At 67.5% G+C, this 26,873-nt stretch carries 19 protein-coding genes; 12 read left to right on the top strand and 7 right to left on the bottom strand.

Annotated elements, in window-relative coordinates; all coding sequences use genetic code 11:
- Positions 1-126 precede the first annotated feature (126 nt).
- The 4 genes from LKD76_RS30750 to LKD76_RS30735 all read left to right on the top strand — a co-directional run bounded on the left by LKD76_RS30750 (position 127) and on the right by LKD76_RS30735 (position 10,353).
- A complete protein-coding gene (locus tag LKD76_RS30750; RefSeq protein ID WP_227984929.1) occupies positions 127-2,772 on the top strand; it encodes a DNA polymerase III subunit gamma and tau in 2,646 nt (881 codons plus the stop codon).
- A 332-nt stretch (positions 2,773-3,104) separates the two neighbouring features.
- The gene (locus LKD76_RS30745) at positions 3,105-4,316 is read left to right on the top strand and encodes an acetyl-CoA C-acetyltransferase (RefSeq protein ID WP_227984928.1); all 1,212 of its coding nucleotides are present in this window, start codon (positions 3,105-3,107) and stop codon (positions 4,314-4,316) included.
- A 36-nt stretch (positions 4,317-4,352) separates the two neighbouring features.
- On the top strand, positions 4,353-6,515 hold the full coding sequence (locus LKD76_RS30740; RefSeq protein WP_227984927.1) for a 3-hydroxyacyl-CoA dehydrogenase NAD-binding domain-containing protein: 2,163 nt from the start codon (positions 4,353-4,355) through the stop codon (positions 6,513-6,515).
- Positions 6,516-6,723: 208 nt separating this feature from the next.
- Positions 6,724-10,353: a serine/threonine-protein kinase gene (locus LKD76_RS30735; protein WP_227984926.1), complete on the top strand. Its 3,630-nt coding sequence runs from the start codon at positions 6,724-6,726 to the stop codon at positions 10,351-10,353.
- Positions 10,354-10,374: 21 nt separating this feature from the next.
- Here LKD76_RS30735 and LKD76_RS30730 read toward each other — a convergent pair whose 3' ends face one another.
- The 3 genes from LKD76_RS30730 to LKD76_RS30720 all read right to left on the bottom strand — a co-directional run bounded on the left by LKD76_RS30730 (position 10,375) and on the right by LKD76_RS30720 (position 14,165).
- A complete protein-coding gene (locus LKD76_RS30730) occupies positions 10,375-11,694 on the bottom strand; it encodes a class I SAM-dependent methyltransferase (RefSeq protein WP_227984925.1) in 1,320 nt (439 codons plus the stop codon).
- Entirely contained in the window at positions 11,691-13,148 is a 1,458-nt protein-coding gene (locus LKD76_RS30725) for an FAD-binding oxidoreductase (RefSeq protein ID WP_227985489.1), read from the bottom strand. Before LKD76_RS30725 ends, LKD76_RS30730 begins: the two co-directional genes overlap by 4 nt.
- A 378-nt stretch (positions 13,149-13,526) precedes the next feature.
- Positions 13,527-14,165, bottom strand: a complete 639-nt coding sequence (locus LKD76_RS30720; RefSeq protein ID WP_227984924.1) for a hypothetical protein — start codon at positions 14,163-14,165, stop codon at positions 13,527-13,529.
- Between the two features lie 148 nt (positions 14,166-14,313).
- Here LKD76_RS30720 and LKD76_RS30715 point away from each other — a divergent pair, with 148 nt between their 5' ends.
- A complete protein-coding gene (locus tag LKD76_RS30715) occupies positions 14,314-14,748 on the top strand; it encodes an SRPBCC family protein (protein WP_227984923.1) in 435 nt (144 codons plus the stop codon).
- 91 nt (positions 14,749-14,839) lie between these two features.
- Here the strand turns inward: LKD76_RS30715 and LKD76_RS30710 are convergent, their stop codons facing one another.
- From LKD76_RS30710 to LKD76_RS30700, 3 genes are all read right to left on the bottom strand, one after another.
- Positions 14,840-15,187 (bottom strand): VOC family protein, encoded by a 348-nt coding sequence (locus LKD76_RS30710; protein WP_227984921.1) that lies wholly within the window; start codon positions 15,185-15,187, stop codon positions 14,840-14,842.
- A gap of 43 nt (positions 15,188-15,230) precedes the next feature.
- Positions 15,231-16,046 carry a MerR family transcriptional regulator gene (locus tag LKD76_RS30705; RefSeq protein ID WP_227984919.1) on the bottom strand — a complete coding sequence of 272 codons (816 nt, stop codon included), beginning with the start codon at positions 16,044-16,046 and terminating at the stop codon, positions 15,231-15,233.
- Between the two features lie 92 nt (positions 16,047-16,138).
- A complete protein-coding gene (locus LKD76_RS30700; RefSeq protein WP_227984917.1) occupies positions 16,139-16,726 on the bottom strand; it encodes a hypothetical protein in 588 nt (195 codons plus the stop codon).
- A gap of 167 nt (positions 16,727-16,893) precedes the next feature.
- Between LKD76_RS30700 and LKD76_RS30695 the strand changes: the two genes are divergently transcribed.
- Positions 16,894-17,235: a YbaB/EbfC family nucleoid-associated protein gene (locus LKD76_RS30695; RefSeq protein WP_227984916.1), complete on the top strand. Its 342-nt coding sequence runs from the start codon at positions 16,894-16,896 to the stop codon at positions 17,233-17,235.
- Between the two features lie 15 nt (positions 17,236-17,250).
- On the top strand, positions 17,251-17,859 hold the full coding sequence (gene recR, locus LKD76_RS30690) for a recombination mediator RecR (RefSeq protein ID WP_025346652.1): 609 nt from the start codon (positions 17,251-17,253) through the stop codon (positions 17,857-17,859).
- Here recR and LKD76_RS30685 read toward each other — a convergent pair.
- Positions 17,856-18,497 carry a hypothetical protein gene (locus LKD76_RS30685; protein ID WP_227984914.1) on the bottom strand — a complete coding sequence of 214 codons (642 nt, stop codon included), beginning with the start codon at positions 18,495-18,497 and terminating at the stop codon, positions 17,856-17,858. The genes recR and LKD76_RS30685 overlap by 4 nt on opposite strands.
- 201 nt (positions 18,498-18,698) lie before the next feature.
- Here LKD76_RS30685 and leuA point away from each other — a divergent pair, with 201 nt between their 5' ends.
- The 5 genes from leuA to LKD76_RS30660 all read left to right on the top strand — a co-directional run bounded on the left by leuA (position 18,699) and on the right by LKD76_RS30660 (position 26,867).
- Positions 18,699-20,501 carry a 2-isopropylmalate synthase gene (gene leuA, locus LKD76_RS30680; RefSeq protein ID WP_227984912.1) on the top strand — a complete coding sequence of 601 codons (1,803 nt, stop codon included), beginning with the start codon at positions 18,699-18,701 and terminating at the stop codon, positions 20,499-20,501.
- A gap of 573 nt (positions 20,502-21,074) precedes the next feature.
- Positions 21,075-22,901: a nucleotide-binding protein gene (locus tag LKD76_RS30675; RefSeq protein ID WP_255662233.1), complete on the top strand. Its 1,827-nt coding sequence runs from the start codon at positions 21,075-21,077 to the stop codon at positions 22,899-22,901.
- A 95-nt stretch (positions 22,902-22,996) separates the two neighbouring features.
- Entirely contained in the window at positions 22,997-24,754 is a 1,758-nt protein-coding gene (locus LKD76_RS30670) for a hydroxysqualene dehydroxylase (RefSeq protein WP_308188605.1), read from the top strand.
- Between the two features lie 128 nt (positions 24,755-24,882).
- Positions 24,883-25,500 (top strand): pyridoxamine 5'-phosphate oxidase family protein, encoded by a 618-nt coding sequence (locus tag LKD76_RS30665; protein ID WP_227984909.1) that lies wholly within the window; start codon positions 24,883-24,885, stop codon positions 25,498-25,500.
- A 146-nt stretch (positions 25,501-25,646) separates the two neighbouring features.
- On the top strand, positions 25,647-26,867 hold the full coding sequence (locus LKD76_RS30660; protein ID WP_227985487.1) for a Mur ligase family protein: 1,221 nt from the start codon (positions 25,647-25,649) through the stop codon (positions 26,865-26,867).
- The last annotated feature ends 6 nt before the right edge of the window (positions 26,868-26,873 follow it).

Raw genomic sequence — 26,873 nt, 5'->3', positions numbered from 1 at the left:
AGCCGACAACGAGATTGATGGTGATAAAGATCACAGTTTATTGACAGTTCGCGTGGTTCGGGGGCGGCGCTGGGAGAGAAGACGCGCGAATGGTTCTCTGTCGGTGTTCGCCGGTACCCTCGGGCCGTGGCTCTGTACCGGAAGTATCGACCGGCAACCTTCGCCGAGGTAGTGGGGCAGGAGCACGTCACCGATCCGCTGAGTACCGCACTCGACACCGGGCGGATCAGTCATGCCTATCTGTTCTCCGGCCCGCGGGGTTGTGGCAAGACGTCCTCCGCGCGCATCCTGGCGCGTTCGCTGAACTGTGTCGAAGGTCCGACGTCGCGACCGTGTGGCGTCTGCTCCTCCTGTGTGGCGCTGGCGCCCGGGGGGTCCGGAAACCTCGACGTGATCGAGCTCGACGCCGCCAGCCACGGTGGCGTCGACGACACGCGTGAGCTGCGTGATCGTGCCTTCTATGCGCCGGCGGAATCGCGCTACCGGGTGTTCATCGTGGACGAGGCGCACATGGTCACCACGGCAGGCTTCAACGCGCTGCTCAAGATCGTCGAGGAACCGCCCGCCCATCTGATCTTCATCTTCGCCACCACCGAACCGGACAAGGTGCTGCCGACCATTCGGTCGCGCACCCACCACTACCCGTTCCGGCTGCTGCCGCCCGCCACCATGCGTGGGCTGCTCGGCAAGATCTGCGATCAGGAACAGGTCCAGGTCGAGGAGGCGGTCTATCCGCTGGTTATCCGGGCCGGTGGCGGGTCGCCGCGCGACAGCCTCAGTGTGCTGGACCAGCTGCTGGCCGGGGCCGGATCCGAGGGGGTCACCTATCCGCGCGCGCTGGCGCTGCTGGGGGTCACCGATATCGCCCTGATCGACGAGGCGGTCGACGCACTGGCCGGTGACGACGGGGCCGCCCTGTTCGGCACCGTGGACCGGGTGGTCGAGGCCGGGCACGATCCGCGTCGTTTCGCCACCGATCTGCTCGAGCGCGTTCGTGACCTCATCCTGCTGCGGGCGGTACCCGATGCCGCCGAGCGCAATCTGGTCACCGGCCCGGGCGATGTCATCGATCGGATGTCGGCCCAGGCCGAGCGCATCGGCCCGGCCACGCTGGCCCGCTACGCCGAACTCCTGCACGAGGGGCTCGGCGAGATGCGCGGCGCGACGGCGCCGCGGTTGTTGCTCGAGGTCATCTGCGCGCGGATGCTGCTGCCCTCGGTCTCCGATGCGGAAACGGCCGCCCTGCAGCGGCTCGAACGGCTCGAACGGCGGATGGACTCGGGTGTGGTGCCGGTGGCCGCACCGCAGTCGGTCGCCTCGCGGTCGCCCGGCCGCCCGCCGGAAGCCGAGGCGGACCCGGGTGCCGCGCGGTCGTCCGGCGAACCGCGGCGGCGCGGCGCGGAGGCGCTCGCCGCCTTGCGCGAGAAGAAGAGCGCGCCGCATCCGGCGCAGCGCGCCCAATCGCCCACCGGCCCGCAAAGCCAACCGTCACAGGACCTTTCGACGCCCGAAACTCCCACGGCGCCCGCCCCGCCCGCCCCCGCGCCGGCCGAGCCGGATCAGGCCGCCCCGCTCGCCGAGCCGGATCAGGTCACGGTGCCGAGTGCTGCCGACGAGGTCGTCGCGCCGGACAGCGTTCCCGCCGCCGCGCAGTCGCCGGGTCCGGACGATTCCGTCCCGGAGCCGAGTCCGGTGGCGGCCACCGGCAGTCGGATGGATGCGGACGCCGAGGCCCCCGCCGCTCCCGACGCCGAACCGGGCGCGCGCGCTGCGGACGAGGGCATCGCGGACCACGGAGCTGTCGCCGAACCCGTCGATCCGGCCCTCGTGGAGCCGGTGGCCGCGGAGCTCGAGGCCGACGCCGCGGCGCCGTCCCCGGTCTCGGCCGGACCCGCCGCGGCCGCCGAATCGGTCGCCGAATCCGCTGTCGAATCCGAATCCGCCGTGGAGGACGCGGCCAGCGGCGATGCGGCCGATACTTCGGAGGAGTTCGCACCGGCCGGCGCGGAACCCGAATCGGCGCCCGCCGGCGACACGCTGCGGGAGATCGAAGCGGCATGGGCGGATATCCGCGCGAAGGTGCGGGAGTTCGGCGCCGCGGTGCACGCGCTGCTGTCCGGCGCGTCGGTGGCCCGGGTGGACGGCGAGACGATCGTCTTCGCGCATCAGCACGCGCCGCTGGCCCAGCGACTGTCCAATCCGCAGTACGTCGAGGCCGTCCAGTCGGCGGTCCAGGCCGTCGTCGGCCGCCACTACGACGTGCGCTGGGAAGTCGGTTCGGGTGCCGCCGCGGGCGGTACGCGGGCCGGTGGGGCCGAGCGGTCGCCGGGGCGGGGTGCCGCCGCGGACCGGCCGGGCGGCCGGGGCGCGGGATCGGGGCAGGCGCAGGCACCGCGGTACACCCGGCCCAGCCAGGCGCAGGCGCAGGGCGGTGAGTCCGACGCGCGCGGCGGCGCCGACGGCCGCGGTAGCTCCGGGCATGCCCAGCGGCGTGAGTCACACGCATCCGGCAGTGGCTCCGCGGGTGGTCGCGGCGAGCCGGACGACGATATTCCGCCGCCCGAGGCGCCGGATCTTCCGGACGACCCCGGACCGCAGGACTACTCGCCGGTAGGTTACGACGGTGTCCCACCTGCGTTGACGCCGGAGGAAGAGCAGGAGATGCTCGCGGAATCGGCTCGGCCCGTCCCGCCCGAAGAGCGCCGCGACCCCGATGATGTGGCCTTGGAGTTGCTCCGAACTGAGTTGGGTGCCACACGTCTGGGTGGTTGACAGCCACCTGGCGGAATACGTTAAGTTAACCGGAGTTCGCATCCCGCTGTACTATGAACGGGTGGTCGTCAGCGTCGGTGCTACGAGGTTCTATGGTATGCCCAGGCATAGGGGCGTCCCGGAGCCTCGTAGGTCGACGCGTGTCGGCGTTTGTACAGCGTTATGCGCTCGGCGGGCCTGTGGAGGGAACCGTGTGTGACCTCCCGGATCGCCGGTGTGGTGGGCCTGTCGTGTCGTGGCGTCGGTGGCGTCGTGGCGCGGGTGACTCGCCGGGATCGAACACGGTCGGTCGGATGGCCGGTCGGCACCTTTAAGGAAGGAAACACTCCGATATGACCACAGAGGCCTACATTTTCGAGGCCATCCGCACTCCGCGTGGCCGCAACAAGAAGGGCTCGCTGCACTCGGTCAAGCCGATCGATCTGACGACCGGTCTGGTCCAGGAGCTGCGCAACCGCTTCCCGAACCTCGACGAGGATCGCATCTCCGACATCATCCTCGGTGTCGTCTCGCCGATCGGTGACCAGGGTGCCGATATCGCCCGTACCACGGTGCTGACCGCCGGCCTGCCCGACACCGTCGGTGGCGTGCAGATCAACCGCTTCTGCGCCTCCGGCCTCGAGGCCGTCAACATGGCCGCCCAGAAGGTTCGCTCCGGCTTCGACGACCTGGTCATCGCCGGTGGCGTCGAGTCCATGTCGCGCGTGCCGATGGGCTCCGACGGCGGTGCGCTGTTCGCCGACCCGGCCACCAGCTTCGACCTCTACATCGCTCCCCAGGGCATCGGCGCCGACCTGATCGCCACCATCGAGGGCTTCTCCCGCGAGGATGTCGACGCTTTCGCCGTGCGCTCGCAGGAACTGGCCGCGCAGGCCTGGTCCGGCGGTTACTTCGCCAAGTCCGTCGTCCCGGTCAAGGACATCAACGGCCTGACCGTGCTCGATCAGGACGAGCACATGCGTCCCGGCACCACCGTCGCGGATCTGGGCAAGCTGAAGCCCTCGTTCGCCGGCATCGGTGAGATGGGTGGCTTCGACGCCGTCGCGCTGCAGAAGTTCCACTACATCGAGCAGATCGACCACGTGCACCACGGCGGCAACAGCTCCGGCATCGTCGACGGTGCCGCGCTCGTGCTGGTCGGCACCGAAGAGGCCGGTAAGGCCTCGGGCCTGACCCCGCGTGCCCGCATCGTCTCCACCGCGACCAGCGGCGCCGACGCCACCATCATGCTCACCGGTCCGACCCCCGCCGCGCACAAGGCGCTGGCCAAGGCCGGTCTGTCGGTCGACGACATCGACCTGTTCGAGATCAACGAGGCGTTCGCCTCGGTCGCGCTGAAGTTCCAGAAGGATCTGAAGATCCCGGACGAGAAGCTGAACGTCAACGGCGGCGCCATCGCGATGGGCCACCCGCTGGGCGCCACCGGCGCCATGATCACCGGCACCATGGTCGACGAGCTGGAGCGTCGCAACGCCCGCTACGCGCTGGTGACCCTCTGCATCGGCGGCGGCATGGGTGTTGCCACCATCATCGAGCGCGTCTGATCCCGCCAATCTAATTCTCCAGGAGAACGAAAAACTATGACAGAGAACATGATCGGCTGGGAAAAGGATGCCGACGGCATCGTCGTGCTGACCATGGACGACCCGAACCAGGGCGCCAACACGATGAACGAGCTCTACAAGAGCTCGATGCACGCGACGGTCGAGCGCCTGGTGGCCGAGGCCGACGACATCACCGGTGTCGTCATCACCTCCGCGAAGAAGACCTTCTTCGCCGGCGGTGACCTCAAGAACATGATGAAGACCACCCCGGAGAACGCTCCGGACATCATGGAAGAGCTCACCAGCATCAAGGCCGACCTGCGTCAGCTGGAGACCCTGGGCAAGCCGGTCGTGGCCGCCATCAACGGCGCCGCGCTCGGCGGTGGCCTGGAGATCGCGCTGGCCACCCATTACCGCATCGCCGCCGACGTCAAGGGCGTACAGATCGGTCTGCCCGAGGTCTCGCTCGGCCTGCTCCCGGCCGGTGGCGGTGTCACCCGCATCACCCGCATGCTCGGCATCGCCGACGGCCTGATGAGCGTGCTGCTGCAGGGCAACAAGTTCAACGCGCAGAAAGCCAAGGCCAAGGGCCTGGTCAACGAGGTCGTCGGCAGCGTCGAGGAGCTCGTCCCGGCCGCCAAGGCGTGGATCAAGGCCAACAAGGATGATGCCAACGCCGCCGTCCAGCCGTGGGACCGCAAGGGCTACAAGATCCCGGGCGGCTCGCCGTCGAGCCCGGCGCTGGCCGCCAACCTCCCGGCGTTCCCGGCCAACCTGCGCAAGCAGACCAAGGGCCAGAACATGCCGGCTCCGCGTGCCATCATGGCCGCCGCGGTCGAGGGTGCGCAGGTCGACTTCGACAACGCCTCGCTCATCGAGTCGCGGTACTTCGTCTCCCTGCTGACCGGCCCGGTCGCGAAGAACATGATCCAGGCGTTCTTCTTCGACCTGCAGCACATCAACAACGGCGGCTCCCGTCCCAAGGATGTGCCCAAGCGCGAGATCAAGAAGGTCGGCGTGCTCGGCGCCGGCATGATGGGCGCGGGCATCGCCTACGTTTCGGCCAAGGCCGGTTTCGAGGTCGTGCTCAAGGACGTCTCCCAGGAGAACGCCGACCGCGGTAAGGACTACTCGGTCAAGCTCGAGGAGAAGGCGCTCTCGCGTGGCAAGACCACCGAGGAGAAGTCCAAGGCGCTGCTGGACCGCATCCACCCGACCGCCGATCCGCAGGATCTGGCCGGTGTGGACTTCGTCATCGAGGCCGTCTTCGAGAACCCCGACCTGAAGGCCAAGGTCTTCGGTGAGATCGAGGACGTCGTCGACGCCGACGCGCTGCTGGGCTCCAACACCTCCACCTTGCCCATCACCCTGCTGGCCAACGGTGTGAAGCGGGCCGAGGACTTCATCGGTATCCACTTCTTCTCCCCGGTCGACAAGATGCCGCTGGTGGAGATCATCCGTGGTGAGAAGACCTCGGACGAGGCGCTGGCCCGGGTGTACGACTACACCCTCGCGATCCGCAAGACCCCGATCGTGGTCAACGACAGCCGCGGCTTCTTCACCTCACGCGTCATCGGCACGTTCATCAACGAGGCCATCATGATGCTCGAGGAGAACATCGACCCGCAGACCATCGAGCAGGCCGGTCTGCAGGCGGGCTACCCGGCCGCGCCGCTGAAGCTGAGCGACGAGCTCAACTTCGAGACCATGCAGAAGATCTTCAAGGAGACCAAGGAGGCCGCCGAGAAGGACGGCATCAAGATCTCCGAGTCCTCGCTGGCTTCGGGCCGCGTGGTCGAGACGATGATCGACAAGTTCGATCGCAAGGGCAAGCTGCACGGTGCGGGCTTCTACAACTACGTCGACGGCAAGACCGCCGGCCTGTGGGAGGACCTGCGCAGCACCTTCAACTCCAGCCGTGAGCTGCCCGAGGGCGTCACACTGCAGGATCTGAAGGACCGCATGCTGTTCATCGAGGCCATCGAGACCCAGAAGTGCTTCGACGAGGGCGTGCTGACCAGCACCGCCGACGCGAACATCGGCTCGATCTTCGGTATCGGCTACCCGGCCTGGACCGGTGGTGTGCACCAGTTCATCGTCGGCTACCCCGGCGGCAAGGAGGGTTTCGTCGCCCGTGCCGACGAGCTGGCCGCGAAGTTCGGCGAGCGTTTCGAGGTGCCGGCCTCGCTGCGCAAGTAAGGTTCTCGCCGCGGTGACAGACCGCTGAGATCCGCTGCCGCGACCCGGATCACGCCCCGCGTGATCCGGGTCTTCGGCGTTTCGGCGCTACGACCTGCGACGGTGCGATGCCCGGACAACGGTCCCGAATCGAAGCCCGCCGAACTGTGTCCCCATGCCCATCGACCGCGCTACGTTGGAATCAGGGCGGAACGTTCGAGGTGGCTATATGAACCCACAGACGGGCAAGGTCCGCAGCGCCGACAATCCCGCGGCGGACTCGAAGCCGGTACCCGAGGGGGCCGAGTCGGAGGAGGCGCAGCAGGAGGAGGAGGCGGGGGCCAATACCGCGCGCTACCAACCGATTCGTATCGCCGACGAACTCGAGGCGATGGGGTTGTTCGACGCCGAGGAGATCGGCCGGGGTGGCTTCGGCGTGGTGTACCGCTGTGCCCAGCGCGCCCTGGAACGCACCGTCGCCGTCAAGGTGCTGTCCTCGGAGATCGATGAGGAGAGCCGCGAGCGGTTCCTGCGCGAGGAACATGCGATGGGCCGGCTGTCCGGTCACCCCAATATCGTCGATGTGCTGCAGGTCGACGTCACGCCGAGCGGTCTGCCGTTCATCGTCATGCCGTATGCCACCCACGGTTCGCTGGAACAGCTGATCCGCGATCACGGCCCGCTGAGCTGGTCGGAATCGCTGCGTGTCGGCGTGAAACTGGCCGGGGCGATCGAGAGCGCGCATCGCGTCCACGTGCTGCACCGTGACGTGAAACCGGCGAATGTGCTGCTCAACCGCTACGGCGAACCGCAACTGACCGACTTCGGAATCGCCCGGATCCCCGGTGGATTCCAGACCTCCACCAGCATGATCACCGGCTCACCGGCGTTCACCGCACCCGAGGTGCTCAAGGGTGAGGAACCGACCGTGCGCTCGGATGTGTACGGCCTGGGCGCGACACTGTTCGCGCTGATCACCGGGCATGCCGCCTTCGAACGCCGATCCGGCGAACGGGTCGTCGCGCAATTCCTGCGCATCACCACCCAGCCGGTGCCCGATCTGCGCGAACAGGACATACCCGCCGATGTCGCGGCGGTGATCGAGAGCGCCATGGCCCCCGAGCCCGCGGATCGTCCGGCGTCGGCCCTGGAATTCGGTGACGCGTTGCGGGCGGTGCAGATCGCGCACGGCGAGGCCCCCGACGATATGGCGCTGCTGGACGGGGACGGCGCCTCCGAGGAACATGCGGTGGTCACCCCGTCCACCGCCTATCCGATGACGTCGCGGCGCAGTCGCTCGATTCTCGCTCCCTCCGCGCTGCGCGCCCCGGGGGCACCCACCGGGACCGGGGCGCCCCCGACGTTACCGCCTACTGCCGCAACGAAATTCCGCCCGTCGACCCCGACCCGCGAACCCGTCTCACGACCGCGACTGCTGGATACGTTGCGGGCGGGCGGGCGGCGCAAGCTCGCGGTGATCCACGGCCCGGCGGGGTTCGGCAAGAGTACGATCGCCGCGCAGTGGCGTGCCGAGCTCACCGGCCGGGGTATCGCGGTGGCGTGGATCGGCATCGATCACGACGACGACAACGAGGTCTGGTTCCTGGCCCACCTGATCCAGGCCATCCGGCGGGTCGCCCCGAATATCGGCGCCGGGCTCGAGGAGATGCTCGAGGAGCGCCCGGCCGAGTCGGTGTCGTACGCGACCACCACTCTGATCGACGAGATCCACAGCGCCGGCGACACCATCGTGGTGGTGGTCGAGGATTGGGACCGGGTCAGCGACGACGGCGCCCGCCGGGTCATGGATGCCCTGCTGGACAACGGATGTCACCATCTGCGGTTCGTCGTCACCACCCGGGAACAGGCCGGGCTTCCGCTGAGCCGGATGCGGGTGCGTGACGAACTGGTCGAGATCGGAAGTCACGAACTCCGGCTGACCCCGGCGGAGACGCGTCAGATCCTGCTGGACCGCAACGACTTTCAGCTCACCGAGGATCAGGTGGCGCAGATCCACTCCGCCACCGACGGCTGGCCCGCGGCGATTCAGCTGGTGAGTCTGTCGCTGCGTGGCAGCGCCGACGGCGCTCCGGTGGATCCGGCCCGGCTCATCGCGCATCTGTCCGACGGTAACCACGCCATCCGGGAGTACCTGTCCGAGAACGTTCTCGACGGTATCGAACCGCGCATGCTCGAATTCCTGATGTCGATCTCGGTGGCCGAGAAACTCAACGGCCCGCTGGCCGCGGCGCTCAGCGGCGAACCCGACGCCGAACAGCTGCTGGAACAGGCCCAGCAGCGTGAGCTCTTCGTCACCCGCGTCGACCACGATCCCGACTGGTTCCGCATCCAGCCGCTGTTCGCCGAACAACTGCGTGCGCGCCTGGAGCGGGTGCATCCGGGGAAGCTGAAGTCCCTGCACCGCAAGGCATCGCGCTGGTACGCCGAGCATCAGCAGCTGCGGAAATCGGTCGACCACGCGCTGGCGGCCACCGATTTGAAGATGGCGGTCGACCTGGTCGAGAACGGGGGGATGGATCTCATCGACACCTCCCGGCTCGCGACCCTGCTCGGCACTGTATCGAAACTGCCTGTGCAACAGGTGACATCGCGATCGAAGCTGCTGATGGCGCTGGCCCGAGCCAATATCAATCTGCAGCAGTCGGGTGCGGCTCGAACCGCCCTGGGCCGCTTGTCGAATATGCTCGCCCGCAGCTCCCCCTCGGATACCGATGCCACCCGGCAGCGCTGTGAGGCCGCGGTGCTCTCGGCCGCCGATCTGGTCGCGCGCGATCGGACCGACGGCGTGCTGGAGAAGGTCCTGCCGTGTCTGGAGCACCCCGACGAACTCCCGGCCTGGACGGTGTCCACCGCGGCGAATCTGGTGTCCTTCGTGCGGCTGTGCGATTTCGATTTCGACGGCGCGGTGACCATTCAGGATTGGGCCGCGCCCTATCACAGCCGGTCCAAGGATCCGCTGGGCGTGGTCCTCGGCCTGCTCAATACCGGTGCGGTGGCCTATGAACAGCTCGATCTGGATACCGCGACCCGCTGCTTCGAGAAGGCCTGGCAGATCGGCCGGGAGCGGTCCGGGCCGCGGTCGCACGCGGTGTCGGTCTCGGCGGCGCTGCTGGGGGAACTGACCTATCGGCGCGGTGATCTGGCATCGGCGGACAGCCTGCTCGAGCAGAGCCACCTGCTCCCGGCGCGGATCGGCGCGGTGGATTTCACGATCACCACCTTCGTGGTGGGCGCGCGGGTCAAGGCGGCGCTGGGCGATCGCGACACCGCCCGGAACCGGCTGGACGAAGGCGCCCGGATGGCGGTGGAACGCAGACTGCCCCGGATGGCCGCCCACATCCGGGCCGAACGCCTGCGGCTCGGCCTCGAGGATCCGCCGATGATCTCGGGTCCGTCGCCGGTGCTGCGGTACGGGGCCGGAATCGCGGCGTTGACCGCCGAGGCCGAGGAGGTGGCGGCGGTGCGAGGGCTGCTGGCGCGCCACTACCGGAGTATGGACGGCGCCGGCGCGGCGGCCGACGGCATCGAGTCGGCGGTCAAACGCGCCCGCGCGCTCTACGGCCGGATGGTCGAACAGAACCGTCCCCGCGCGGAATTGGACGCCGCGCTGCTGCTGGTCGAATGTCTGTCGGTCGCCGGGTGGAACGGGGAGGCGATCACCACCCTGTTGCCGGCCCTGGACCGATGTGCCCGATTGGGTTGGACCAGGCCGCTTCTCGATGCCGGGCCGGAGTTGAGCCTGCTGCTGCACTCACTACGCGACGATGTGCTGCTCGCCGGTGAGGGGACCGGGTCGTTCGATATTCCCCGGCCCTTTCTCACCTCCCTGTTGCGTTAGCTCCGGCTCTCACACCCGCGATCAGGCGTTCCACCAGGGCCGCAGCGGTACGTCCCAGCTCTTCTTCGGCCCGAGCTTCATACCGAGCACCTGATGCAGCTGCACCACGTTGCGCTCGAAGCCGAGCTGGGAGCCGGCCATGTACAGGCCCCACACCTTGGCGGTGCCCTCACCGACCTCCTCGACGCACTCGTCCCAGTTCGCGACCAGGTTCTTACACCATTCGTGCAGCGTCAGCGCGTAGTGCGGGCGCAGGTTCTCCTCGTGCAGGACCTCGAGGCCGACGTTCTGGATATCGCTGATGATGCGGCCGGAACCGATCAACTCGCCGTCCGGGAACACATAGCGATCGATGAAATCGCCCGCCTTGGTGGTCCGGGAGTTGTCGGGCCGGGTGATGGTGTGGTTCAGGAACAGCCCGCCGTCGCGCAGCTTGCTCTGGATGAAGGTGAAGTAGCCCGGATAGTTCTGCACGCCGATGTGCTCGGTGAGACCGATGGACGACAGCGCGTCGAATCCCGACTCGGGCACGTCGCGGTAGTCGCTGTGGCGCACCTCGGCCAGCTCCTGCAGGCCCTCCTCGACGATCTTGGCCTGCGCCCACTCGGCCTGCTCCTTGGACAGGGTGGCGCCGATGACCTCGACTCCGCGCCGGGCGGCGTAGCGAACCATGCCGCCCCAGCCGCAGCCGATGTCGAGCAGCCGATCGCCGGCCTTCAGGTTCAACTTCTCGAACACCAGGCGGTACTTGTTCTCCTGGGCCTGTTCGAGGGTCTGGTTCTCGTCCGCGTAGCAGGCGCAGGTGTAGGTCATCGACGGGCCGAGGACCAATTCGTAGAACCGGTTGGATACGTCGTAGTGGTGGTGGATCACCTCGGCGTCGCGGTTCTTCGAATGCCGCAGACCCTCGAGCGCGATACGCCGCCAGCGCGGCAGTGTCTCCTGCGGCGGCGGGGCGATGGGCTTGAGCGCATCCCAGCCCAGCGACCGCGCGATGGTGACCAGCGCCAGCGCCGACGGGCGCCGGAACTTCAAGTCGCTCATCGCTTTCAGGATTTCGTACGGATCGCCGGGGTGGACACCCTCGGCGGCCATATCGCCCGAGATGTAGGCGCGCGCCATACCGAGATCGCCGGGTGCGGTGGCGATGTAGTTGATCCCGCGCGGCGTCGTGATCTCGAGGCTGAATTTCGAATCATCGGGTCCGGTGCTGCTGCCATCGTAGGCGGAGAACCGGATCGGGACCCCGCCGTCGACGAGCGTCTCGAAGATCTCGGCGATGCTGAGCTTGGTTCCCAGCTCCGAGAGCGGGGGTAGCTGGGAATCCTTGAATGTCGTCACTTGCGTTGCACCGCCTTCGAATACAAATCCAGCAAACGATGATCGGGGTCGTATCGTTTCTTCAGGTTCGGATAGTCGTCGCCGCCGTAGAGGCGCGCGAAGTCCTCTTCCGAGTAATAGGAATCCGAGTAGAGCGACTTGTGGCCGTCGAGGCGGGCGACCTCGTCCTCGATGGCCCTATTGGCCGCGCCTTCGATCTGGCCGGGTTGTTTCGGCACCGCCGACCAGAATCCGACATTCACGTACGTCCGCTCGGGTTCCAGCGGATAGAGCGGCCACGGGCGCGAGGGGTCGTCCGGAACGCCACTGCCGGGCGTTTCCGCGCTGTCGCGCAACCGAAGTGGGCACAACCAGAGCGGTTCGATCGGAATTTCGCGCAGGAACCAGTGCAGGAAATCGGCGGTCCGCTCGATCGGTACCTCGATGTCCTGCACCACGCGCTCGCGGGGCGGATTACCCTTGCGAGCCTCGAGTTTGTCCGCGATGTCGTATTTGTGGTCCAGCGCGATGAGTTTCCAGTAGAAGCTGGAGCGCCGGTACGGCTTGGGCCAGAACCGGCGGATCTTCGGGTTCTGGGTGCCGAATGCCCGAGAGCACCAGAACCAGTCGGTATCCCAGCGCCACAGGTAGTCGTGGATGGTCAGCCGGTCGCGTGCGGGTTCGGCGCCGTCGTGCCGGATCGACTGGTAGTAGATGTCCATCCCGGTGTAATCGCTGACCGGGCCCGGCTCGTCGGTCTGGCGTCCGAGGACGAGATAGCTTTCGTCGGCGGTGAATACGGCGCCGTCGAGATAGTCGACCCGTTCGCCCGCGTAGCTGCGCTCGGTGACGATCCGCGCCATCACCGACTCCAGCTCCCGCAGATCGTGGAAGCGCACGTGGCGCAACGCCACATACGGCTGCACCGATTCCAGCTCGATCTTCAGCCGGGTCGAATAACCGAGCGTGCCATAGGAATTCGGGAACCCTCGGAACAGATCGGCGTGTTCTCCGTCCGGGGTCACGGTGATGATCTCACCGGCTCCGGTCAGCACGTCGATCTCGAGTACGGACTCGTGCGGCAGACCGTTGCGGAACGACGTCGACTCGATACCCAGACCGGTGACCGCGCCCCCCAGCGTGATCGTCTTCAGCTGCGGAACCACCAGGGGCGCCAGACCGTAGGGCAGCGTGGCCGCGACCAAATCCTCGTAGGTGGTCATACCGGCCACCTCCGCGGTCTTGCTCTCCGGATCGACCGCGATCACCCGGGTAAGTCCCGACACATCCAATCCGGGTGCGGGGTTCTTCGCCCGGGCGCGAAATAAGTTCGACGTCTTCTTGGCCAACCGCACGTTGGCATCGGAAGGAATCGCACGATAGCTGGCGAGCAGACGCTCGACACCTTCTCGGTGCGCGGCAAAACCTGATTCGCGTGCGGCCGGCGCGCGGCCGGCCTTCCCCAACAGACTCACTGCCACACCCTGACGCTATCTCTCCGGGTTTGACCCGGCCACCGCGAGGGTACCTATCGCGTCGATTCTTCACGCATCTGTTGCATTGCGTTCGATCACGAAGGCGGTGCTCCGCCCCCACCTGTATCCGCAGTTCACGCACATATTTCCGCGCGGAAAAGAGTGAGTGGCCATGCGCTGCGCGGTTTGTGACGAATCAGTCGAAAATCGTGAACCGTCCCGGAACCAGCGTTCCGCTTCGAGGGGTGCCGTGGGTCGGCGCCGGCCCGGGCCGGCGCCGGGTGTCCGGTATCGGGGGCGTGCCCGAGGCTCGTCGCCGACTCCGGCTCGTACCGCGGCGGAGGCGGGGCGGGTGCGACGGTGATCCGCCGGCATCGCTCAGCGGTGTCCGGCGGGCGGATAGCCCTGTGGTGCGGGCGGGTATCCACCAGCGGGGCCGGGTCCGTAATTGGCTGGGCCGGCGGCGTATTGGGGATGTCCGTGCGGCGCGGCCGGATATCCGGGCGGCGGCGGGGGATAGCCGGGGCCGGCCGCCGGATATCCGGGCGGGGGATAACCGGCGGGTGGATACCCGGGCGCGGCGGGCGGATACGGCGCCGGATTCGCGCCCGCCGGCGGGTAGCCCGCGGGACCGTAGGCGGGCATCGGCGGATTGGACGGGCCGTTCGGCGTCACCTGCACGGCCTGCCGAGGGCCCGATTCACCCGGCTTGCGCAACTCCTGCACGAGGAGGAACCCACCGCCGGCGATCATCAGCACGCCGACGCCCAGCATTATCCAGCCGGTTCGAGTGTTGCTCGAGGCCTGCTCGTCCATCGAGCGGGTGGTGGTGTGACCACGCTTGCTGACCTGGACGCACTCGTCCCCGGCCTTCATGTCCTGGCCCCCGCAGTCGACCTTGCCATGGCTGTTCAACAGTGAGATCGAGACGACGATCGCGACGATGCCCGCCGCGACGAGGCCACCCCATTTGAGGATGTTCTTGATACGTGATCCGCCGCTGGCAAGGCCCGACACCTATATACCCCTGAAAAGTTGTTCGCTTCGGCAGTGCGAAACAGCATCTGCCGGTCCAGAATTGCCCCAGAGCCCGGCGTAGCATAGCCCGGCAGAACGGCCCGAAATCGAACGAACAGAACAAACCGGATCGGACTAGGAGCTCATTGTGGGACAGGTCAGTGCATCCAGCTCGACCGTCGTGGCTGGTGAACCGCAGCGCGTGCTGGACGCCATTGCGGACTACGAGGGCGTGCGGCCGCGCATTCTGTCCGCGCATTATCGTGACTACAAGGTTCTCGAGGGTGGGAAGGGGGCGGGAACGGTGGCGGAGTGGACGCTGCAGGCCACCGAGAAGCGCTCCCGCAACGTTCACGCCGTCGTCACGGTCTCCGATTCCATGGTGACCGAACGTGATTCGAACTCCACCCTGGTCACCACCTGGACGGTGTCGCCCTCCGGTGAGGGCTCGGTGGTGACTGTTCGCACGACGTGGAAGGGCGCCGGTGGTGTTCCCGGCTTCTTCGAGGGGATCTTCGCCCCGCTCGGCCTGAAGAAGATCCAGGCCGAGGTGCTCGAGAACCTCCAGCGCGAACTGGCCTGAATTTTCCGCGTCGGCACCGCCGACGCGGGTCTCGGCCCGGGTTCTACTGTCTCGCAGCGGGATTCGCAGACAGCGAGGGAAGCGGCGACCCTCAGGCACGGCCTATATCGAAGAGGTTGCCCTCCGGGTCGGCCAGGGTCGCCCAGCGGACTCCGTACTCGTCGAAGTCGCCGATGTGCTCGGCGCCCAGCGCTACCGCTCGCTCGATCTGAGCGCGCCAATCCGGCGCGCTCAGATCGAGGTGGACGGCGTTCTTGCCCGGGGTCTTGTCCGGGACCGCGGTGAACATCAGGGTCGGACCCTGCTCGGCGCTGCCGACGGTCGCGAAGTACCGGTTCGCGTCCGGATTCACCGGTCGATCCAGTAGTCGCCCGTAGAAATTCGCCAGCGTCGCCGCGTCGGCGCAGTCGAAGGTGATGTTGCTCAGCGCGAGTGTCATGTAACTACCTCTCCCGGTTGGGTTCTCGTGGAATTGCGAAAAGTCAGCGCGGGGCGATCGGCCAGCACACCTCGGTGCGGAAGGTGTCCGGATCGCCGGAATCCTGGGGTCCGACCACGTAGATCTCGCGAATCGGTTCCGCCAGCGCGACATCGTGTTCGGCGACATGTGAGCCGAGGGCGCCGTAGGTGCGATCGAAATCGGTGAACGGCCCGGTGTGCACCGCGATCGCGAAACGGCGGGCGGCGAACCGCCGGAGCTCCGTGCCGGGGTGCTCGACGGTCACCGCGGTATCGGCGAGCGGAACGTAGACCACCACCTCGCCGCGGTCGTTTTCGAAGAAGTCCGAGGAGTAGGTGGCCTCGCCCGGCCCCGCCGGATCGACTCCCGCGGCCCCCAACAGCCCGTAGAGCTGCCCGAACGCCGTCGCGCACCACTCGCCGATATCGTCGCGCGCCACCACCGTCGCCATCGCCAGGGCGGTGAACTGCGGCGTCATCCGATAGGTCACCTCGATCGGCGCGCTCGGCGACAACAAGGACCGCAGCGAGGCCACCACATCGCGAGTGCGCAGCAGTTCCGCCTCCATCCGCTCCAGATGATCGCGCAGCGCCGCATCCCGCGCCGCGCGATCCGGTGCCGCCAGTACCGCGCGGACCTGCGGAATCGGCATATCCAGATCCCGTAACCGCCGGATCAGATGCGCCCGCTCCACCTGATCGGTCGAATAGCGTCGATAGCCGGACCCCGGATCGATCGAGACCGGTTCCAGCACCTCGATCTCGTGGTAGTACCGCAGCGTCTTCACGCTGAGACACGTGAGCCGGGAAAACTCACCGATGGACACCGTCGCCGTCATGTGAACAGCACACACCCTCCAGCAGATGGAGAGTCAACTACTGTGGCCTCCGCTTCGCTCCGGCGGTTTTCGGGCCCCCGGTGTGTCTTGTCCTACCGCTCCGTGAGGGCGAAGGTGAGCAGCGGCGTGGTCTGGAAGTGGCCGCGCCACCAGGAATAACCGAGCCAGACCCCGGGAGTGACCTGACGGACCTCGTCGAGGATCTGCGGGGTGATCGAGGGGGCGTAGTCCAGGAGCCAGGCCGGTGCGCCGTCGATCAGGGACGGGCCGGAGTAGGCGTTGGCCGGGAAACCCTCGATTCCGGCACCGGTCACGCGGTTGGTGAGGGTACCGCCGTCGGGTCCGGTGTAGAAGTTCTTGCCCAGCCAGAACGGCGGCGCCACCGCCTCCATCACCGGTGGGCTGGTCACCCAGCCGTTGGTGACGCCGGTCGGGACATCTCCGCGCGGGGCCGCACGGTAGATGTCGTACTGCTGCTGGAACGTGCAATGGTCGTGCAGTGCGGCCACGGTCGCTGCGGGATTGTCGGGATAGAGCACACAGCCACCGCCGAAATCGGTATCCGCGGTCGCGAGGGGTGCCGAGATCGCGGGGGCGAGGGCGAGCGCGGTCGTCACCGCGGCCGCGGCGGCCGCACCCCGGACGCGAGAGCGCGTCGCACGGGAGGGACCCGAGAACACGCGTGCACATCGAATGCCATTCATGGCAGGCCTCCACCGGGTTGCCCCGACCCCTTGCCGTTGCCCGACCCGCATTGATGCTAATTGTCCGTTTGCGGGCCGATGCGGGCCTAGACCCAAACGTGACTAGGCTGGTGTGCATTCGCATCCCGCAGAGAGGACACCCCGTGGAGCCTGGTGGACAGTTCGACATGCAGGCACTGCTCGCGCAGGCACAGCAGATGCAGCAGGCGGTGATGGAAGCGCAGGCCGAAATCGCCGCGACCGAGGTGGCAGGCGAGGCCGGTGGCGGTCTGGTGAAGGTGACGATCAAGGCCACCGGCGAGGTGCAGTCGCTGCAGATCGACCCGAAGGTCGTCGACCCCGACGATGTGGACACCCTGCAGGATCTCGTGGTCGGCGCGATCAACAACGCGATGGCCAATGCGCAGCAGCTGGCCGCCGAAAAGTTGGGTCCGCTGGCCGGCGGTATGGGCGGCGGCGGGGCCATGCCCGGCCTGCCGTTCTGATACCCGGGCATTCCGGTGTACGAGGGTCCGGTTCAGGATCTGATCGACGAGCTGGGCAAACTTCCCGGCGTCGGTCCGAAGAGCGCGCAGCGCATCGCCTTTCATCTGCTGTCGGTGGAGCCGCCGGAGATCGATCGGCTGCAATCCGCCCTGCAGAAGGTGCGTGACGGGGTGCGGTTCTGCGTCGTCTGCGGCACGGTCTCCGATGGTGAACTGTGCCGCATCTGCGCCGATCCGCGCCGCGACCGCACCATGATCTGCGTCGTCGAGGAGCCCAAGGACGTGCAGGCGATCGAGCGCACCCGCGAGTTCCGCGGCCGCTACCACGTCCTCGGTGGTGCGCTGGATCCGCTGTCCGGGGTCGGCCCGGATCAGCTGCGCATTCGAGAGCTGTTGGGACGCATCGGCAATCAGGAGGACGGAGTCGATGTCACCGAGGTGATCATCGCCACCGATCCCAATACCGAGGGCGAGGCGACGGCCACCTATCTGGTGCGGATGCTGCGTGACTTCCCGGGATTGTCGGTCACCCGGCTGGCCTCCGGCCTGCCGATGGGCGGCGATCTGGAATTCGCCGATGAGCTGACCCTGGGCCGGGCGCTGTCCGGCCGCCGCACGCTCTAGAAGCCGACCGGCTCCCAGTCGAACGTGTCGAGCCGGCTGCGGTCCTCCGCGGTCCAATCCCAGATGAGCGTGGCCACCTGCGCGGGGTCTTCGAGCCGGATACCGAAGTGCCGGTCGGGGGAGCCGTCGCGGAACTCCAGCAGGTAGCTGCCGGGCTCGTCGCGATAGGTCTGGATGTAGACGTGATCGGCGCGTTCGACGATCAGGTACGGATTGGGTTCGGCGAGTTCGGCCACCCACTGCCGCGTGAGCCGCTCGGTCAGGTACGGGAATTCGCCGGCTCCGCCGTGCGTGACGGTGGCGTCGATCCGGCCGGTGGGATCGATCAGCCAGTTCAGCTGCGGATCGTAGAGCGCGTAGTCGCGTGGGGTGGCCAGCTCGAACAGCAGATCGCGGACATGTCCGACGGCGTCGTAGTGGGCGGCGACGTAGAGCGCGGCGCCGGTGCCGTCACCGCCGGCGGTGACGCTGAGAAACGCGTCCTCTTCCGGCAGTTCCTCGTTACGCCGGTTCACGTCGGCGGCGATGGCCGTCACGGCATCGGTCGCCGGCTGCCCCTGCTGTGCGGCCAGATAGGTCTCCACCGCATCGGTCGTCGTGGCGACACCCGCGGGCAGCAGGACGTGGTCGTAACTCATTCGGCCAGGTTACGTGGTGGGCCGCCGAGGGTGCTTTCGTCACCTCGGTAGCGACCTGTAAACTGGCCGACATCATGCAGCGGGCACTCCTTCTCGGCCGCCGCGACGGGGTCTGACACGGACCGGCTCCCGTCGCGGGGTTCAGCTGTGCCGGTCGACCCAGATATTTGGGACACCCACCCACACCCTCGGAGAAACGCCATGTCACCCGCTGACGCCTTCGTATCCGGCACGCGCACCATCACCGCGCCGTCCAAACCCGCGCCCGCCGACCAGCCCGCGTGGAACAAGCAGAAGAACTCCTCGATGCCGACCTTCCGGTACCGGCCCTTCGCCGAGGAGGTCGAACCCGTCACGCTGCCCGATCGGACCTGGCCGAACAAGGTCGTCGACCGGACGCCGGGCTGGTGTGCCGTCGACCTGCGCGACGGCAACCAGGCCCTGATCGACCCGATGAGCCCGGCCCGCAAGCGCCGCATGTTCGATCTGCTGGTGCGGATGGGATACAAGGAGATCGAGGTCGGATTCCCGTCGGCGAGCCAGACCGACTTCGACTTCGTCCGCGAGATCATCGAGGACGGCGCGATCCCCGACGACGTCAGCATCCAGGTGCTCACCCAGTGCCGTCCGGAGCTGATCGAGCGCACCTTCGAGGCCTGCCAGGGCGCGGCCAACGTGATCGTCCATTTCTACAACTCGACCTCGATCCTGCAGCGTCGCGTGGTCTTCCGCGCCGATCGCGCGGCGGTCAAGAAGATCGCCACCGACGCCGCGACCCTGTGCCTGGAGATCGAGCAGCGCTACCCGGACACCAACTGGCGCTACGAGTACAGTCCCGAGTCCTACACCGGCACCGAACTGGAATACGCCCGCGAGGTGTGTGACGCGGTATCGGAGATCATCGCGCCGACCCCGGACAAGCCGCTGATCATCAACCTGCCCGCGACGGTCGAGATGGCGACGCCGAATGTGTACGCCGATTCCATCGAGTGGATGAGCCGCAACCTGGCCCGCCGCGATTCGATCGTGCTGTCGCTGCACCCGCACAACGACCGCGGCACCGCGGTGGCCGCCGCTGAGCTGGGCTATCAGGCCGGCGCCGACCGGATCGAGGGCTGCCTGTTCGGCAACGGCGAGCGCACCGGCAACGTCTGCCTGGTCACCCTGGGGATGAATCTGTTCTCCCGCGGTGTGGATCCGCAGATCGACTTCTCCGATATCGACGAGATCCGCCGCACGGTGGAGTACTGCAACCAGCTGCCGGTGCACGAGCGCCACCCCTACGGCGGCGACCTGGTCTACACCGCGTTCTCCGGCAGTCACCAGGACGCGATCAACAAGGGCCTGGACGCTATGAAGGCCGCCGCGGACGCGTCCGACGCCGATGTCGACGACATCGTGTGGGAGGTCCCGTACCTGCCGATCGATCCCAAGGATGTGGGCCGTACCTATGAGGCCGTCATCCGGGTGAACTCGCAGTCGGGCAAGGGCGGTGTCGCCTACATCATGAAGACCGACCACGGCTTGGTGCTGCCGCGCCGGCTGCAGATCGAGTTCTCGCAGGCGGTCCAGAAGATCACCGACGGCGAGGGTGGTGAGGTCACTCCGAAGGAGATGTGGGACGTCTTCGCCGACGAGTACCTGAACCCGATCCTGCCGCTGGAGCGCATCCGGCAGAAGGTGACCGCCGCCGAAACCGACAGCGGGACCGACACCGTCACCGCGGTGGTGAAGGTCGACGGCGTCGAACAGGAGATCATCGGATCCGGTAACGGGCCGCTGGCCTCGTTCGTGGACGCGCTGGCCACCATCGGCTACGACGTGCGGGTGCTCGACTACTCCGAGCACGCGATGTCCTCCGGTGACGACGCGCAGGCCGCCGCGTACGTCGAGTGCGCGATCGGCGACAAGGTCACCTGGGGAGTGGGTGTCGCGACGTCGATCACCACCGCGTCACTGCGCGCGGTCGTCTCCGCGGTGAACCGCGCACTGCGTACCCGGTGATCCGCACGCACCCCGCTTGACAGCCGAGACCGCCCATCGCCGGGAAGGCGATGGGCGGTTTTCTGCGATAATCCGACTGGTACGGGGTGCGGCCCTTATTCACCGGCGGACCGGTATTCGGCCAGCGTGCTAGCGTTGTGGCGCATTGGCCGCGAGCTCTCTGCTCGAACTTCTCTCCGAGCAGATGGGGGAAACGTGACGACTAACGACAACTCCACTTCACCGCCTTGGTTGCATGCGCAAACCGGCGATGTAGCTGCCGAACACGACAATCCGACCTCGCCGCCCTCTCAGGACGAATCAGATGCGGATTCGAGTGCGCCCGCGCTCGATTCCGATCCGAACGGCGCCCCGGCGGACGGGGCCGCGGGCGAGTTCGAGCACGCCGCGTCCGGCATCATTCCGCCGGTGCCCGAGGGCATCGAACAGACCACCTTCGCGCCCGGACCGCAGTTCGGACCCGAGGGCGGCCAGTTCCCGCCTGCTCAGGGGGGTTTCGCGCCGCCCGGGGCATTTCCGCCGGGTGGCCCCTATCCGCCGGATCCCGGTTTCGCGCCGCCGGGATCGTTTCCGATGAACGATCATTCGGGCCCGTTCACCCCGCCCGGTGATCCGAGCGGTTTCGCGCCGCACGACCAGAACGGGTTCGCGCACCACGATCCGAACGGCTTTGTGCCGCAGGGTGATCCGAACAGCTTCCCGCCGCCGGACCAGAACGGCTTTGCGCCGCAGGGTGATCCCGGCGGTTTCGCGCCGCAGGACCGCAACGGTTTCCCGCCGCCCGGCGATCCCAACGGTTTCCCGCCGCCCGGCGACCAGAACGGTTTCCAGCCGCCGTGGGCCGCTCACGGCCCGGGGCCGGACGGATTCGCGCCCCCGCCGGGCTATCCCGGCGAGCAGGGTTTCGCACCGCCGCCGGTCCAGCCCGATCAGGGCGGGTTCCCCGGCGATCCGAACCAGTTCGCACCGCAGGGGCCGAGTGGTGAGTTCTATCAGCCCGGTCCGCCGGGCGGCTTCCAGCCGGGCCCCGGTGAGTCCGGAGACTTCGCACCGCCCAGCGGTTACGGCGAGGTGCGCCAGGAAACTCCGTACGGCGAGATCCGCCAGGAGATCGGCAGTGACGGCATGGTTCGCCGCGTCTTCGACGAGCCGCACGCTCCGCCACCCGCGCCCGAACAGCCGGTAGGCGATGCCGATCCCGCGGGCGGGCAGATCTTCAGCTGGGCGCCGCCTCCGGTCGCGCCCCCGCCGCCGCAGCCGCAGTATCAGCAGCAGCAGTATCAGCAGCAGCCGCCGCAGCAGCAAGGTGGCTGGCAGGGGCAGGGTGGTCCCGGGCAGCAGCTGCAGGGTTATCAGCAGCCGCAGCAATCGAACTTCCAGCCGCAACATATGTCCCAGCACGACCAGTCGGCGCATTCGGTCAACGACCTGAACCTGCTCAAGCGCGCTCGGCGGTCTCCCCGCAGCGGCTGGCGACGAGCCGTGCACAAGATGTCCGGTGGCGCCATCAACCCCGGCGAATCGTCGGCCGATGTCGTGTTCCGCGAACTCGTCGACCGGGTGAACCAGCCGGTGCGCGGCGATTACCGCATCGCCATCCTCTCGCTGAAGGGCGGCGTCGGAAAGACCACGACCACAGTCGGTTTGGGGTCGACCTTCGCCTCGCTGCGCGGTGATCGCGTCATCGCCATCGACGCCAACCCCGACCTCGGCACCCTGGCCCATCGCGTGCCGCGCCAGACCCGTTCGACGGTGCGCAATCTGCTCGAGGATCAGCACATCAGCCGGTACTCGGATGTGCGTGCGCACACCTCCCAGGCCCCGAGTCGGCTGGAAGTGCTTGCCAGCGAACAGGATCCGGCCGTCTCGGAGGCCTTCAGCGAGGCCGACTACCGCCGCGCGATCGGCATCCTGCAGCAGTTCTACAACATCATTCTCACCGACTGCGGTACCGGTCTGATGCATTCGGCCATGGCCGGTGTCCTGGATATGGCCAGTTCGCTGATCCTGGTGACCTCACCCGCGATCGACGGCGCCCGCAGCGCCTCGGCCACGCTGGACTGGCTCGAGCACCACGGCTACAGCAAGCTGGTGGAACGCACCGTGGTGGTGGTCAACGCCTCCCGTCGTGGCGCCTCGACCGTCGATCTGGATCAGCTGCGCAAACTGTTCCTCGACCGCACCCGCGCGGTGCAGGTGGTGCCGTTCGACGACCACCTCGCCGAGGGAGCGGAGATCGATCTGGAACTGGTCAGCAAGCCCACCCGGCGGGCGTTGCTGGAATTGGCGGCCATGGTCGCCGACGATTTCGGATATCACGTGCCGCAGCCGCCGTTCCCGGGGCCGCATACGCAGTATCCCGGACAGCAGGGCCACTACCAGGGGCCGCAGGGGTACTGATTCGGCAAATTCCTACTCCGCCGAATTGTTACCCCAATCGATCCGGGTCCGACCGGCACCGCCTACAGTTACCCGCGGTGTGGAGGTCCCGATAGATGGCAGAACAATACGGGGCCGTCTCGCGAAGAACGGTACTTCGCGGGGCGGCCGGCGCGGGCGTGTTGACCGCGGGCGCGATGCTGCGTCCCATTCGTGCGAATGCCGATCCGGGTCGGCGGGTCGCGATTTTCGGGGGCGGCGTCGCCGGTCTGACCGCCGCACACGAATTGATCGAACGCGGATTCGAGGTCACGCTCTACGAACGCCGGGCGCTCGGCGGTAAGGCGCGCAGTATTCCGGTGGCGGGCAGCGGCCGCGACGGCCGCTCCGACCTGCCGGGCGAGCACGGATTCCGCTTCTTCCCCGGCTTCTATCACCACCTTCCCGACACCATGCGGCGAATTCCGTTCGCGGGTAATGCCAACGGCGTCTGGGACAATCTCGTTCCGGCCGCCGAGGCACGATTCTCCCGTGCCGGTGCCGACGACACCATCGTGCCGATGGGCAAGGCCGGAAAGCCGTGGGCGAGCCCGGACGATTTCCGTCAAACCGTCGCCTCGGTGGTCTCCACATCGATGAAGATGCCGATGACCGACGCGATGTATTTCGCGAATCGGCTGCTGGTCTTCAATACCAGCTGTGACGACCGGCGCATGGGCCAGTGGGAGAAAGTGGCCTGGCGCGATTTCGTGGGTGCCCGGGGCCGCTCCCAGGAATTCCGCATGCTGATGTCGCGCACGCTGACCACGCTGCTGGTCGCGGCCAAGGACGATCACGCCAGCACCCGCACGATCGGCTCGATGGGCGAACAGTTCCTGGGCAATCCGCTGGAAACCGGTAACGACGGGCCGCTGGACCGGCTGTTGAACGGCCCCACCAACGAGGCGTGGATCGATCCGTGGGTGGCGCACCTGCGCGGGCTCGGGGTGCGGTTCGAATCCGCCGAATTGAGCGGGCTCGAGGTGCGCGATCGGCGGATCTCCGGTGCTCGGATCTCCGGTGGCGGGGGCGGAAACCGGTCCGTGGACGCCGACTATTTCGTCCTGGCGGTGCCGGTCGAGGTCGCGCGCGGATTGTGGACGCCGGAAATTCTCGCGGTCCGACCGGAATTGGCGGCGATGAACGATCTGGTCGTCAACTGGATGAGTGGTATCCAGTTCTATCTGCGCCGGCCCACCGAGATCGCGCGCGGGCACACCGCCTACGTCGATTCCCCGTGGTCGCTGACCTCCATCGCGCAGAATCAATTCTGGGCCCGCACCAAGGTTTCCGAACTCGGCGACGGTTCGGTCCGGGACTGCCTGTCGGTCGATATCTCGGACTGGAACACACCGGGCATTCTCTACGGCAAACCGGCGATCGAATGCACCCATGACGAAATCGCCAGGGAGGTCTGGGCGCAGCTCGGCAAACACCTGGAAGGCCGTTCGGCACTGCGGGATTCGGATCTGGTGTCCTGGTTCCTCGATACCGGTGTGGACTGGGACGCCGCGCGCGGGCGCAATACCAATGCCGATCCGCTGCTCATCAATACCGCGGGCTCGTGGGCGGCTCGGCCCGAAGCGCACGGTGGTCTCGAAAATCTTTTCCTGGCGGGCGATTACGTGCGCACCCATATCGACCTCGCGACCATGGAGGGGGCCTGCGAGGCGGCCCGGACCGCGGTGAACGCCCTGCTGGACGTGGCCGGTTCCGATGCCGCCCGCTGCCGGTTGTTCACGCTGTACCGGTCGCCGGAGCTGGAGCCGCTGCGCCAGGCCGACCGCGCGCGCTACGCCGCCGGGCAGCCGAACATGTTCGACGTGCCGATGTAGGCGCCGCGGGAACGGCACCGGCGCGCAACGAGTTCGGCATCGCATGCCGTCGATGTGCGGGCCCACGCCGCGCGCCGGGTGTGACCGAACAGACTGACAGCGCCGGATATCGCGGGTTCAATGGGGTGATGAGCGAGATCACCAGCGCCGCCGAACTTCGGGAACTGCTCGGTGAGCCGACGCCCCGCGCCGCGACGAAGGAACGGACGCGACTGCACCAGCGCGACCGAGAGTGGATCGCGACCGCGCCGTTCGCCGTCCTGGCGACCAGCGACGCCGACGGGAACTGCGATGCCTCCCCGAAGGGTGATCCGGCGGGATTCGTGCACGTGATCGACGACCTCACCCTGGCCATCCCGGAGCGGCCGGGCAACCGCCGGGGCGACGGATACTTCAACATCCTGTCGAATCCGCACGTCGGGGTGCTCTTCCTCATTCCCGGACGCAACGAGACGTTGCGGATCAACGGTCGCGCGCGGTTGCTGCGCGATGCGCCCTATTTCGACGACATGGTGGTCAAGGGGCACCGGCCGATCCTCGCCATCGAGGTCGCGGTCGAGCAGATCTTCTACCACTGTGCCAAGGCGTTGCTGCGCAGTGAGTTGTGGCGTCCCGAGCGCTGGCCGCGAGATCCCCTGCCCAGCCATGCGGTCCTGGTGAAGGAGGTCCAGCGCAACACCACCGAATCACTGGAACAGCTGCGGGACTATTACTCGCCGGAGAACTACGGGCGAATGCTGTACTGACCCGGCTCCGCCGTGCCCGCCGCCGGTCCGAGCGATGGCGCCGCCCGGCGCAGGCCCCGGCGGCAGCCCGCCTGTCACAGATCACATCGGCCGCTCGCGCGCGGGTGTGTCCCCACCAATACACTCGCGTGGTGGCAGACATCTCGATGCGCGGACGGCTGGCGCTGCGGGCGGCGGCAACGGCGTCGTGGGCCTCGCAGAAGGCCGGGCGCGGTAAGGGGTCGATGATCGGCGGGCTGATCGCCCTGCGGATCGCCCCGGACATCATGACCCAGCTGGGGCGCGACCGGCGCACGGTGCTGGTCACCGGAACCAACGGCAAATCGACCACCACCCGGATGGCGGCGGCGGCGCTGGCCGAACTGGGCCGCGTGGTCACCCAGGCCGACGGCGCCAATATGGACGCCGGTATCGTCGCCGCGCTCAACGTCGACCGCACCGCACCGCTGGCCGCGATCGAGGTCGACGAACTGCATCTGCCCCATGTGGCCGATGCCCTGAATCCGGCCGCGGTCGTCCTGTTGAACCTGAGCCGCGATCAGCTGGACCGGGTCGGCGAGATCAACATGATCGAGCGCAAACTGCGTGCGGGTATGGCGCGCCATCCCGAGGCGGTCCTGATCGCCAACTGCGACGATGTGCTGATCACCTCCATCGCCTACGACCACCCGAATGTGGTGTGGGTGTCGGCCGGCAGCGGCTGGGCTGTCGATGCCACCAGTTGCCCGCGCAGCGGTGAGCCGATCGTCTGGGAGGGCGCGCACTGGCGCAGTACCGGCGCCGATTTCGAGCGTCCGGAACCGCAGTGGTGGGTCGACGCGGACTATCTGTGCGGACCGGATGGACTGAAATTACCTCTGCGCCTTGCCCTTCCGGGGCGTGCGAATCGCGGTAACGCAGCTCAGGCGGTGGCTGCCGCGGTGGCGCTGGGCGCGCAGGCGGAGACCGCGGCGCAGGCCACCGGCACGGTCCGCGAGATCGCCGGTCGTTACCGCACCGTCCAGGTGGGCGAGCATTCCGCACGACTGCTGCTGGCCAAGAATCCGGCCGGCTGGCAGGAGGCGCTGTCGATGATCGACCCGGCCGCAACGGGTTTGGTGATCGCGGTGAACGGTCAGGTGCCCGACGGTGAGGATCTGTCGTGGCTGTGGGATGTGCGTTTCGAACACTTCGAGGGCACCCAGGTCGTCGCCGCGGGTGAACGCGCCACCGATCTGGGCGTGCGTCTGACCTATGCCGGAGTCGATCACACCACGGTGCCGAATCCGTTGCGCGCCATCGCTTCCTGTCCGCCCGGTCAGGTCGAGGTGCTGGCGAACTACACCGCCTTCCGGGATTTGAACCGCGATCTGGATGCCCGGGGATGAGGACGG

The sequence above is a fragment of the Nocardia spumae genome, from assembly GCF_020733635.1.
Lineage (GTDB): Bacteria > Actinomycetota > Actinomycetes > Mycobacteriales > Mycobacteriaceae > Nocardia > Nocardia spumae.
The sequence above is the reverse complement of the archived record's forward strand: the minus strand, read 5'-3'. Positions and strand labels throughout refer to the sequence as shown.